Source organism: Taklimakanibacter albus, from assembly GCF_016595235.1.
In the GTDB taxonomy this organism is placed as follows: Bacteria; Pseudomonadota; Alphaproteobacteria; order Rhizobiales; family Aestuariivirgaceae; genus Taklimakanibacter; species Taklimakanibacter albus.
In genome coordinates, this window is sequence record NZ_JAENHL010000003.1 from 57,511 (window position 1) to 69,618 (window position 12,108).

The following is a 12,108-nucleotide window of genomic DNA, read 5'->3' on the forward strand; positions in this document are numbered from 1 at the left end:
CCTATGCTACCCTTTTGAGGCAGCAAGGAAAACCAGCCGGAAGGCAATAGTGTCGATTCGAATCCGAAATGAGTGAAAGTAGTACCATATTCGCACTTTCTTCCGGCAGCGGAATGGCCGGTATCGCGGTCATCCGGCTGAGCGGCAAAGCTGCTTTTGCAACCGTTACGAGTCTGACTGGAGTCCTACCCGCGCCGCGCAAGGCGGTGCGGCGGACCTTCCGTCATCCCGACACCCGGGAAGCCCTGGATGACGGGCTGCTGGTTACCTTCCCCGGCCCCCATAGCTTCACTGGGGAGGATGTCGCTGAATTCCATCTGCATGGCAGCCTGGCGGTGGTCCGGGCGATGCTCGATGTGCTGAGTGGTATGGCCGGACTCCGGCTGGCGGAACCGGGTGAGTTCACCAAGCGGGCCTTCCGCAATGACCGGATGGATCTGGTGGCGGCGGAAGGCGTCGGGGATTTGATTCGGGCCCGAACCGAAAGACAGCGCAAGCAGGCGCTCCATCATGCGTTGGGTGGCGCCTCACAAGTGATCGAGGGCTGGCGCCGCGACCTCATCGCCACACTGGGCCGGGTCGAGGCGGCGGTGGATTTCGCCGATGAGGCCGATGTCGCCCAAGCGACGGTCGAGGATGTCCGGCGGCGCCTTGATGATCTCATTTCCCGGATGCGGACAGCCCTGGCCGAGGCTGACCGGGCAGCCTCCCTGCGGGATGGGCTCAAGGTCGTCCTGGCGGGATCCCCCAATGTCGGCAAGTCCAGCCTGCTCAACCGGCTGGCCCAGCGCGAGGCCGCCATCGTGTCGGCCATACCGGGAACCACCCGTGACGTGATCGAAGTGACGATGGAGTTCTCAGGCGTGCCGGTCATCCTGACCGATACGGCGGGTTTGCGGCCGGAGACCGAGGACGAAATCGAGCGGATCGGCATGGACCGGACCAGCCGGGAACTCGCCAGTGCCGATATCGTGGTCTGGATAAGTGCTCCGGAGGACCGGTCCGGTCCGCCTGCGGAGCTCGATTCGGAGACGTTATGGATCGAGAACAAGAGCGATCTGGCCGGGAACTCACCCGAGGGGACAGGCGCGCAATACCGGATTTCGGCCAAAACCGGCGAAGGTATGGCCGGGTTCTTCGCCGCCTTGGAAGAGCGCGTCTTGCGGATGGCGGCCCACGCCGAGTCGGCGGTGTTGATTCGGAGCCGTCATAAGCAGATCAGCAGCTCGTGCGTGGAAAATCTTCTGCGCGCATCTGCTCAGTCGGCGGATCATCTCGAGTTGATGGCCGAATCCTTACGTGCGGCGGCTTACGACATGGGCAGATTGACGGGACGTATCGATGTCGAGGACATTCTCGACTCGATTTTCCGCGACTTCTGCATCGGTAAATGAATCGTTAATTCGATTCGCCCTCTAAGCTACGGATGAGTCACGCGAAGTTTCGCTTAACCTTGTTTCACGTGAAACCGGTGGATGAGTTTTGACCTTTAGCACGGGATTAAGTATTGAGCGGCGCATGAGCACGCATTTCGATGTCATCATTGTCGGCGGCGGACATGCCGGCTGCGAAGCCGCGGCGGCGGCCGCGCGCCTTGGCGCCAAGACCGCGCTGGTGACTCATCGCTTCGCCACGATCGGCGAAATGTCATGCAATCCGGCGATCGGTGGCCTCGGCAAAGGCCATCTGGTGCGCGAGATCGATGCGCTCGATGGCGTGATGGGACGCGTCGCCGATCAGGCCGGCATCCAGTTCCGTCTCCTCAATCGCTCGAAAGGTCCCGCCGTACGGGGACCGCGCGCACAAGCCGACCGCAAGCTCTATCGCCTGGCGATGCAGGCGGCGATCCGCGCACAGACGAATCTGTCCGTCATCGAAGCCGGCGTCTCTGCCCTCATTCTCGAAGACGGCCGCGTCTGCGGCATTGTGAGCGAAGACGGCCGCCGCTTCACCGCCGGTGCCGTGGTGCTGACCACCGGCACCTTCCTCAATGGCCTTATTCACCTCGGTCCGAAGAAAATCCCCGCCGGCCGCGTCGGCGAGCCGCCGGCGCTCGGCCTGTCGCAGCAGATGCGCGACGCCGGATTGAAGCTCGGCCGGCTCAAGACCGGCACACCGGCGCGGCTCGACGGACGCAGCATCGACTGGGCCAGACTCGAGGAGCAGAAGGGTGACGACGATCCGGCCGCCTTTTCGATCCTCACCACCCAGATCACCACGCCGCAGGTCTCCTGCCACATCACCGAGACGAATGAGGCGACGCACCGCATCATCGCCGACAATCTGCATCTGAGCCCGATGTATTCGGGCCAGATCGAAAGCGTCGGCCCGCGCTACTGCCCGTCGATCGAGGATAAGATCAACCGTTTCCGTGATCGTTCGGCGCATCAGATCTTCCTCGAGCCGGAAGGCCTCGATGACGACACCGTCTACCCGAACGGCGTCTCGACCTCGCTGCCGGAAGACGTGCAGCACGTTTTCCTGAAGACCATACCGGGCCTCGAGCAGGTGCGGGTCATCCGCCCCGGCTATGCCATCGAATATGACCATGTCGATCCGCGCGAGCTCACCCCGGCGCTCGAAACCAAAGCCCTGCCCGGCCTGTTCCTCGCCGGCCAGATCAACGGTACCACCGGCTATGAGGAAGCCGCCGCGCAAGGCCTCGTCGCCGGCCTCAATGCGGCCCGCCAGGTCGCGGGGCTGGAGCCCGTCATCTTCGACCGGGCCCAGGCCTATCTGGGCGTGATGATCGACGATCTCGTCACCAAGGGCGTCACCGAGCCCTACCGCATGTTCACCTCGCGCGCCGAGTACCGCCTGAGCCTCAGGGCCGACAATGCCGATGAGCGCCTGACACCGCGTGGCCTGGAACTCGGGCTTGTCGGGCCGGAACGAGCCGGGATCTTCGGTGATCGCCTGGACGTGCTCGCCAAAGCGCGGGACATGGCAGGAAACCTCTCAATGACCTCAGCCGAGGCCGCCAAAGCCGGGCTCAAGGTCAATCAGGACGGCAAGCGGCGCACCGCGCTCGATCTCATCGCGGCGCCTGGTGTCGGATATGACCGGGTCGCGGCCCTGTGGCCGGATTTCGTGAGCCTGCCCCGCTATGCCCGCGAAGCTCTGGAAGCCGATGCGCTCTATTCGGGTTACCTGGCGCGCCAGGAGGCCGATATCGTGGCGCTGCGCCGGGACGAGAGTCTGACTTTGCCGGCCACGCTCGACTACGCGGCCATCCCGTCGCTGTCGGCGGAACTCCGCCAGAAGCTCAACCGGGTACGGCCACAGTCGCTCGGTCAGGCCCAGCGCATTGACGGCATGACCCCGGCAGCGCTCACCGCCATACTCGGTCATGTCCGCCGTTACACGCTCAAGGAAAGCGCGTGAGCGCGCCCGGCCGGGAAGCCGTCCTCGACCGGTTCGGTGTTTCACGTGAATCAGCTGCGAAACTCGACCTTTATGTGAGCCTTCTGCTCACCTGGCAGGCGCGGATCAACCTCATCGGTCCCTCGACCCAGGAAGACGTCTGGAGCCGGCACGTCGCCGACGCGCTGCAGCTCTTGCCCTATCTGCCGGAAGGCCTCAGCCGGATCGCCGATCTCGGTAGCGGGGCGGGCATACCGGGGCTCGTCCTCGCCCTCGCCCGGCCGCTGGAAGCCCATCTCTTCGAAAGCAACCAGAAAAAGGGGGCCTTTCTGCGCGAAGCCGCCCGCCAGACCGGCGCCCAGGCTCATATTCACAGCGCCCGGATCGAAGCGGCGGCGGAAGGGGAGGCGGCCAGGCTGAAGGTCGGGGCGGTGACCGCGCGGGCCTTGGCGCCGTTGCCGAAACTTCTCGATTATGCCCACCCTTTCCTGGAAAATGGCGCTATAGGTTATTTTCACAAGGGACAAGATGTGGATGCGGAATTGACCGACGCCACCAAATCTTGGAAAATGCAAGTTGAAAAACATCCGAGCCTCACCGATTCCCGCGGTGTGATTCTCGTGGTGAAGGAGGCCCACCGTGTCCGTCGCTGAAAAGCTGCTGCCGCAGACATCCACCCCACGCATCCTGGCGCTCGCCAACCAAAAGGGCGGCGTGGGCAAAACGACGACGGCCATCAATCTCGGCACGGCGCTCGCCGCCGTCGGCGAGAGCGTGCTGATCGTCGATCTCGACCCGCAAGGCAACGCCTCGACCGGCCTCGGCGTGATGCGCCGGCCGCAACAACGCTCGACCTATCACGTGCTGATGGGCGAGGCGGAGCTCACCGACGTCATCGTCAGCTCGGGCATACCGAGGCTCGATTGCGCGCCCTCGACCATGGATTTGCTCGGCGCCGAGCTCGAACTTTCTGAAATCAGCCGCAAGACCTACCGGCTGGCCGACGCCATCCAGCGGCTGGAGGCAAATCCCATCGCCCGGCGCTACAGCTATATTCTGGCCGACTGCCCGCCCTCGCTCAATCTCCTCACCATCAACGCGCTGTCGGCCGCCGATGCCATCCTGGTGCCGCTGCAATGCGAGTTCTTCGCGCTGGAAGGCTTGAGCCAGCTGCTCAAGACGGTCGACCGGGTGAAGGGCAGCCTCAATCCGAAGCTGTCGGTCCAGGGCGTGGTGCTCACCATGTTCGACCGGCGCAATTCATTGTCGGAGCAGGTGGCGCAGGATGTGCGCAGCGTGCTCGGCGATAAGGTCTACCAGACGGTCATACCGCGCAATGTCCGCGTCTCGGAAGCGCCCTCGCATGGCAAGCCGGTGCTGCTCTACGACCATGAATGCGCCGGTTCCCAGGCCTATATCAGGCTCGCCTCGGAAGTCATCCGCCGCGAGCGGGACCTGCGCGCCGCGTGAACCGATTCGTTACCGCAACAAACTCTGTTAAGGTCTTGTTAACCTTGTGATTCGCGCGATTAGGGGCGCCAAAAGATGATGATGACACAACCTCAGAAACGCCGGCTCGGCCGCGGCCTCGCCGCCCTCATCGGCGATGACACAACAGAAGAAGCGGTGATGGAGGATGCGCGCAGCTTCCGCCATGTGCCGATCGAATTCCTGCATGCCAACCCCAATAACCCGCGCAAGCATTTCGCCGATGCCGATCTCGAGGACTTGACGCGCTCCATTCGCGACAAGGGCCTTCTGCAGCCTCTGGTCGTGCGCCAGCGCGACAATGGCGAATATGAGATCGTCGCCGGCGAGCGGCGCTGGCGGGCGGCGCAACGCGCCGGCATCCACGAAGTGCCGGTGCTGATCCGCAGCCTCACCGATGGCGAGGCGCTGGAGATCGCGCTCATCGAAAATATCCAGCGCGCCGATCTCAACGCGCTCGAGGAAGCCCGTGCCTATCAGCAGCTGATGGATCAGTTCAGCTACACCCAGCAGCAGCTTGCCGATTCGGTCGGCAAGAGCCGCAGCCATGTCGCCAACACGATCCGCCTGTTGACGCTGCCCGAAAGTGTCCGCCGCCATATCGAGGACGGCGCGCTCACCGCCGGCCATGCGCGCGCCCTCGTCGCCACCGATTCACCGCAGGCGCTGGCCGAGAAGATCATCGAGCTCGGCATGACGGTGCGCGAGGCGGAAGGCCTGTCGCGCAGCGAAGCGGAAGCCAAGGGCAAGCCCCCCAGCACCGCCAAGGCGCAGAAGGACACCGATACGCTGGCGCTCGAAAAGCAGCTCGGCGAGCTGCTCGGCCTCAAGGTCGAAATCGTCAACAAGGGCCGCGCCGGCGGCACGCTGACGGTACGCTACAAGACGCTCGAGCAGCTCGACGATGTCTGCAACCGCTTGGTCAGGGCGCCATAATCATCCGTATACGGACTGCCGTCGTTTTAACCAGTAAAATAGCGGCTAATCCCGAGCATTGTGGCGCTGCTGCAACGCCAGTCGCGCCAATGACAAGAAGGCGCGGTGGGTGATCTGATCGTTGAGCGCCGACAAGGTCGTGGTGCGGGTATCGCGTGTCGCCCGGCCGATCATGTCGGACGCGGCGAGCAGCGACTCGCCATCCCAGAGCGACACCTGGCGCTGCAGCACCGGCTGCTGCTTGAAGAAAACCGGCGGGCGCGCCTGGCGCACCGCCATTTCGGGCGACTTGCCGCGCTCGACGTCGACACGCAGCCGGGTGAGGCGCGCGGCATGACTGGCCGCCATGATGAGCAGCCCGGCGCCGCTCTGGCCTGAATCGCGCAAGCGCATGAAAGCCTCATCGGCCGCGGCGAGCTGGCCGTCGAACACGGCGTTCATGAGATCGTCCGCCGACAGCTCCGCCACATCGCCGCACACCGCCTCGACATCGGCGAGCGTCACCTGCGTCTTGCCATGGCAATAAAGCGCCAGCTTGGCGAGCTCCTGGCGCGACATGCGGCGATCGGCGCCGAGCAGATCAATCAGCGCCTGGCGGACCTCCATGTCGGTCGAGAGGCCCTTGGCGTCGAGCTCCTCGGCGATGAGGCGCTCGAGATCGATGGCCGAATCCTCATAACAGGGCACCGCCCACAGATGCGCCGCCGGCTCGAACATGGCGCGCAACCCCGCCGATTTGGCGAGCGCGCCGGCTTCGGCGACGATGAGATTGCCGGGCTTGTCCGGACTCAGCAGCGGCACCGCCTTGAGGAAGCCGCTGCCGGCATTCTCCACCCAGACGACGCGGCGGCCGCCGCCGAAGGAGAGAGCCTGCGTCTCATCGACGAGCCGGGCCGGATCGCCGGCGAGATCGGCATCATCGAGCCGGACCACCGCAAAGGGATCATCGATGCTGCCGGCGATGGATATCACGAGCTGGCGGGCGCGCTCCCGCACCGTGCCGCCATCCGGGCCATAGATCAAGACCGCGGATGCTTTCTCGGCATCGCGGCGCAGAAACCCGTCAAGGCCGGCCCATTTCAGAAGTGCCATGACTTCACCATCAATACCCTCATGCTGAGGTGGCCACGAAGCGGCCCTCGAAGCATGATCCAGGAACAAAGGTCGTGCCGCTTGCCACCCTTCGAGGCTCGCTTCGCTCGCACCTCAGGGTGAGGGTTTTTGCCCGATCACCCATGCAAATCTCAAAGCTAACGCGCGAAATGCGCGGCGACCCGGGTGCGGATGTCGAGGGCGATTTCCTTGGCGCCGCGCTCGATCGCATTGGTGCGCGCCTGCATATTGGAGAAGGACTGGCCGACATCGTCATAAGAGACGTTGGAGAAGGTCTTGCCCTTATAGACGACCGTGCCGCCATTCATGTCCTTGAGCTGGAAGCTCGCCGTCACCCTCACCGTCGAACGCCGGGCGGAACGGGAATCCGAAGAATCCTCGATCGAGCGGTCTTCGCTGGCCTTGGTCACGATCTCAAGCGAATAGCGGTCGGGTTCGGCGGTGCCGGCCGGGCGCATGGTCGAGAGCAGCTCGTTGCGGACGATCTGGTCGAGGCGCGTCTTGGGCTCGGGGATGGCCACCGAAGCGAGCTGGCCGGCGACGCCCGAGGATACGCCGTCGGTGCCGTAAAGCGGCCGCATACCGCAGGCGCCGAGCAGCACCAGCAACGGGACAATGGCCAGGATCCGCCAGGATTTCATGGGATTCAACCGCTCACCACATTGGCAATACGATCCGGCACGACGACGACCTTTCTGACCGGCTTACCGTCGAGCGCCCGCTTGACATTGTCGAGCGCCAGGACCGCCTGCTCCACTTTCGCTTGCGGCAGGCCTTTCGGCAAGCGAATTTCATCCCGCCTTTTCCCGTTGACCTGGACGGCAATGGTTACCTCATCGGACGTGGTCAAGGCCGGGTCGGCCTTGGGCCAGGGACGGTCGACCATCAAGGTTTCGTGCCCCAGCACCCGCCAGCATTCCTCGGCCAGATGCGGCATCATCGGCGCCAGCAAGGTGACGAAGGCCTCGCCCGCCTCGCGCAGCGCGAACCGCATGCCGTCGGACGGGTCGTTCTTCTGCAACGCCGATGTCAGGGCATTGGCGAGCTCGTAGACGCGCGCGATGCCGCGGTTGAACCGCAGGCCATAGAGATCCTCGGTGACCGCCTGGATCGCCAGATGCGCGGCGCGGCGCAGCTCGAGCGCCTCACCCGCGACCGCATTGGGAACGACGGTGCCCTTGACGGCGCCCTTCTGTTGGACATCCGCCACAATGCGCCAGACGCGCTGGGTGAAACGCCAGGCGCCCTCGACGCCGGTCTCCGTCCATTCGATGTCGCGCTCGGGCGGCGTATCGGACAGCACGAACCAGCGCGCCGTGTCGGCGCCGTAACGGTCGATGATGGCTTCCGGATCGACCACGTTCTTCTTCGATTTCGACATCTTCTCGATGCCACCGGTCAGGATCTTCTCACCGGTCTTGGCGTGGACGAACGCATCACCCTCGCGCACGACGTCGGCCGGCAACACCCAGTCGCCGGCTTCGGTCTTGTAGGTCTCGTGCACCACCATGCCTTGCGTGAACAGGCTGGCGAAGGGCTCCTTCAGGTCGAGATGGCCGGTCAGCGTCATGGCGCGCGCATAGAAGCGCGAATAGAGCAGATGCAGGATCGCATGCTCGACGCCGCCGATATACTGATCGACCGCCATCCAGTATTTCGCTTCCTCGCGATCGACCGGCACCGCGGCCTTGGGCGAGCAGAAGCGTGCGAAATACCAGGAGGAGTCGATGAAGGTGTCGAAAGTGTCGGTCTCGCGCTTGGCCTTCCCGCCGCAGGTCGGACAGGTCGTGTCCTTCCAGCTCGGGTGATGCATCAAGGGATTGCCCGGTCTGTCGAAGGTGACATCCTCGGGCAGCGTCACCGGCAGATCCTGCTTGCGGACCGGCACGACACCGCAAGTGATGCAATGGATGACCGGGATCGGACAGCCCCAGTAGCGCTGGCGTGACACGCCCCAGTCGCGCAGGCGGTAATTCACCTTGCGCTCGCCGATGCCCAACGCTTCCATGCGCTTGGCGATCGTCTGCTTGGCTTCGGGCACGCCCATGCCATCGAGGAAATCAGAGTTGATCAGGACGGTCTGATCGCCTTCCTTCTCCAGGAACGCCTCGTTACCGACGGTGAATTGCGCCGGGTCGGTTCCCTTCGGCGCCACCACCGGAATGACCGGCAGCTGGTATTTGCGGGCGAAGTCGAGGTCGCGCTGGTCATGCGCCGGGCAGCCGAAAATGGCGCCCTCGCCATATCCCATCAGCACGAAATTGGCGGCATAAACGGGGAGCTTCACATCGGGGCGGAACGGATGGCGGGCATAGAGCTTGAGCGGGAAGCCCTTCTTCTCGGCGCGCTCGATCGATTCCTCGCTGGTGCCCAAGGCCGCCACTTCGCGGCGGAACTCGGCCAGGCCGACAATTGAGCCTTCCAGCTCGCGCACCAAAGGATGATCGGCCGAGAGCGCGCAGAAGCTCGCGCCGAAGATGGTGTCATGGCGGGTGGTGTAGACGGTGAGCTTTTCGTCGCGCACCTTGCCGGTCTCGTCCTCGAGCACGAAGGAGAACCGCATGCCCTCCGAGCGGCCGATCCAGTTGGCCTGCATCAGGCGCACCTTCTCCGGCCAGTTGGTGAGGCCGTCCAGGGCTTTCAGCAGCTCTTCCGAATAATCCGAGATCTTCAGGAACCACTGGGCGAGCTCGCGCTTCTCGACGAGGGCGCCGGAACGCCAGCCGCGTCCGTCGATGACCTGCTCATTGGCGAGCACGGTCTGGTCGACCGGATCCCAGTTGACCATGGAGACCTTGCGCTCGACGAGCCCGGCCTTCATGAAATCGATGAACATCTCCTGCTCGTGGCGGTAGTAGGAGGGATCGCAAGTGGCGATCTCGCGGCTCCAGTCCAGCGCCAGGCCCAGCGATTTGAGCTGGTCGCGCATGGCGGCGATATTGTCGTAGGTCCAGGACTTCGGATGCACGCCGCGCTCGATGGCGGCGTTCTCGGCCGGCATGCCGAAGGCGTCCCAGCCCATCGGATGCAGCACATTGTAGCCCACGGCGCGCCGGAACCGCGCGAGCACATCGCCCATCGTGTAGTTGCGCACATGGCCCATATGGATGCGGCCGGAGGGATAGGGAAACATTTCGAGCACGTAATATTTCGGCCGCGCCGGGTCGTGGCGCGCCTCGAAAGCTCGGGCGTCGGTCCAGGCCTGCTGCCAGCGCGGTTCGGTGTCGCGCGGATTATAACGTTCGGTGCTCAAAATCGGGTCCACTTAGCGGTTAAACGCGTTGGAAGTACCAGCACTTGCAAAGCCCCGCAAGCCGCGTATATCGCCACGCCATGAGCCGTCATCCCGCCCATCTCGACGTCCTTCCTCCCCATCCCGGCCTCACCGATGTGCGCCAGCGCATCGCCGCCGCCGCAGCGGAAGCCGGCCGCCCGCTAGCCGACATCACCCTGGTCGCGGTCAGCAAGACCTTCGAGCCCGCGGCAATCGAGCCCGTCATCGAGGCCGGCCAGCGCGTCTTCGGCGAAAACCGGGTCCAGGAAAGCAAGGCCAAATGGCCGGAGCTCAAATCCCGCTTCGCCGGCATCACGCTGCATCTGATCGGCCCGCTCCAGTCCAACAAGGCGGCCGAGGCGGTGGCGCTGTTCGACTGCATCCAGACCCTCGACCGCGAAAAGCTCGCCCGCGTCCTGGCCGACGAGATCCAGCGCCAGGGCCGGCAGCCCGACCTCTTCGTGGAGATCAACACCGGCGAGGAAGAGCAGAAAGCCGGAATCCGGCCCAGGGAGGCCGACCGCTTCATCGCCGCATGCCGCGACACCTATGGGCTCAAGATCGCGGGCCTCATGTGCATCCCGCCCGCCGATGAGGAGCCGGCGCTCCATTTCGCGCTGCTTGAGACGATCGCCAAGCGCAACGGCCTGAAGCAGCTCAGCATGGGCATGAGCGCCGATTTCGAAACGGCCATCCGCTTCGGCGCCACCCATGTGCGCGTCGGCTCGGCCATTTTCGGCGAGCGCTTCAAGAAGCTCGCGTGATCAGATCTCGCGGTGTGACGGCGGCATAGGCGGCGGTAGGGCCGCCATCGGGGTCGGACAGATGGAAAACACCGGCACTACCAAGGCCTGTAACGCGTGGCATCTGGTCTATGCGCCACAGCTCCTCGTGGTTGGCTCCGTAGGGTAATTTGACGATCGTCGGCCGCGTCACACCAGCCGTCATCGGGCGCCATGAAACGCAATGGCGGGGCGGCGCGTAATTCTTGTGATGCCGTGGGAGGAGGCGGTTCACCACAGGACGCGGGGCTTTTCAACAGGGGATCAGCCCCTTAAAACACCAAAGGGAGCAAATCCCGTCAAAGTTGAAGACTTTGGCGATGAGGATCTGCCCCCATATTGAGCTGGCGCGAATCTCTTTCACCGCAATGCGCGCCAGGACTGGAGCACTATAGAGGCATGGCAGGTACGAGCATGGTCATACGCATTCTCATCATCGACGACGATGATGTCTTGCGCGACACGCTGAAGGAGCAATTCGCTCTGCAGGAGGAATTCGTGGTGAGCGATGCGCCCACCGCAACGGCCGGCCTCAAGCAACTCAAGGCCGAACCCGCCGATGTCGTGCTCCTCGACGTCAATTTGCCCGATATGGACGGGCGCGAGGCCTGCAAGGCAATGCGGCGCAACGGCCATAAGGGCCCGGTCATCATGCTGACCGCCCAGACCTCCGATTCCGATACGATCCTCGGCCTCGATGCCGGCGCCAACGATTATGTCACCAAGCCGTTCCGCTTCGGCGTGCTGCTCGCCCGCATCAGGGCGCATCTGCGCCAGCACGAGCAGAGCGAGGATGCGGTGTTCCGGGTCGGGCCCTATACGTTCAAGCCCTCGGCCAAGCTGCTGGTGCGCGACGACGCCAAGAAGATCCGGCTCACCGAAAAGGAAACCGCGATCATCAAGTTCCTCTACCGGGCCGGCGAGCAGGTCATCGGGCGCGACACGCTGCTCCATGATGTGTGGGGCTACAATGCCGGGGTCACCACTCATACGCTCGAGACCCATATCTACCGCTTGCGCCAGAAGATCGAACGCGACCCCTCGCATGCCGAGATCCTGGTGACCGAAGCCGGCGGCTATAAGCTGGTTCCCTAGACCGCTTACGGTTCCTGTTTCCACAGGGACTTTTCCCTTGATTCGGCCAACGTGGTA

10 protein-coding genes are annotated in these 12,108 nt (G+C 64.0%); 7 read left to right on the top strand and 3 right to left on the bottom strand.

The features are described 5' to 3' along the window. Positions 1-68 precede the first annotated feature (68 nt). The 5 genes from mnmE to JHL16_RS00340 all read left to right on the top strand — a co-directional run bounded on the left by mnmE (position 69) and on the right by JHL16_RS00340 (position 5,787). Positions 69-1,394: a tRNA uridine-5-carboxymethylaminomethyl(34) synthesis GTPase MnmE gene (gene mnmE / locus JHL16_RS00320; RefSeq protein WP_281435967.1), complete on the top strand. Its 1,326-nt coding sequence runs from the start codon at positions 69-71 to the stop codon at positions 1,392-1,394. A gap of 124 nt (positions 1,395-1,518) precedes the next feature. Beyond that, positions 1,519-3,384 carry a tRNA uridine-5-carboxymethylaminomethyl(34) synthesis enzyme MnmG gene (gene mnmG / locus JHL16_RS00325; RefSeq protein ID WP_200182917.1) on the top strand — a complete coding sequence of 622 codons (1,866 nt, stop codon included), beginning with the start codon at positions 1,519-1,521 and terminating at the stop codon, positions 3,382-3,384. Continuing rightward, positions 3,381-4,016: a 16S rRNA (guanine(527)-N(7))-methyltransferase RsmG gene (gene rsmG, locus JHL16_RS00330; RefSeq protein WP_200182918.1), complete on the top strand. Its 636-nt coding sequence runs from the start codon at positions 3,381-3,383 to the stop codon at positions 4,014-4,016. Before mnmG ends, rsmG begins: the two co-directional genes overlap by 4 nt. Next, complete coding sequence (locus JHL16_RS00335) at positions 4,003-4,833, top strand: ParA family protein (RefSeq protein WP_348647145.1); 831 nt, start codon at positions 4,003-4,005, stop codon at positions 4,831-4,833. Before rsmG ends, JHL16_RS00335 begins: the two co-directional genes overlap by 14 nt. Positions 4,834-4,908: 75 nt before the next feature. Further along, a complete protein-coding gene (locus tag JHL16_RS00340) occupies positions 4,909-5,787 on the top strand; it encodes a ParB/RepB/Spo0J family partition protein (RefSeq protein ID WP_348647146.1) in 879 nt (292 codons plus the stop codon). A gap of 45 nt (positions 5,788-5,832) precedes the next feature. On the opposite strand, the gene holA is transcribed toward JHL16_RS00340, so the two are convergent. The 3 genes from holA to leuS all read right to left on the bottom strand — a co-directional run bounded on the left by holA (position 5,833) and on the right by leuS (position 10,153). After that, positions 5,833-6,879 carry a DNA polymerase III subunit delta gene (gene holA, locus JHL16_RS00345; RefSeq protein WP_200182919.1) on the bottom strand — a complete coding sequence of 349 codons (1,047 nt, stop codon included), beginning with the start codon at positions 6,877-6,879 and terminating at the stop codon, positions 5,833-5,835. A 158-nt stretch (positions 6,880-7,037) separates the two neighbouring features. After that, positions 7,038-7,541, bottom strand: a complete 504-nt coding sequence (lptE, locus tag JHL16_RS00350) for an LPS assembly lipoprotein LptE (RefSeq protein WP_200182920.1) — start codon at positions 7,539-7,541, stop codon at positions 7,038-7,040. A 5-nt stretch (positions 7,542-7,546) separates the two neighbouring features. Next, entirely contained in the window at positions 7,547-10,153 is a 2,607-nt protein-coding gene (leuS, locus tag JHL16_RS00355) for a leucine--tRNA ligase (RefSeq protein ID WP_200182921.1), read from the bottom strand. Between the two features lie 80 nt (positions 10,154-10,233). On the opposite strand from leuS, the gene JHL16_RS00360 reads away from it, so the two are divergent. Next, positions 10,234-10,938: a YggS family pyridoxal phosphate-dependent enzyme gene (locus JHL16_RS00360; protein ID WP_200182922.1), complete on the top strand. Its 705-nt coding sequence runs from the start codon at positions 10,234-10,236 to the stop codon at positions 10,936-10,938. 432 nt (positions 10,939-11,370) lie between these two features. After that, a complete protein-coding gene (locus tag JHL16_RS00365; protein WP_200182923.1) occupies positions 11,371-12,051 on the top strand; it encodes a response regulator transcription factor in 681 nt (226 codons plus the stop codon). The last annotated feature ends 57 nt before the right edge of the window (positions 12,052-12,108 follow it).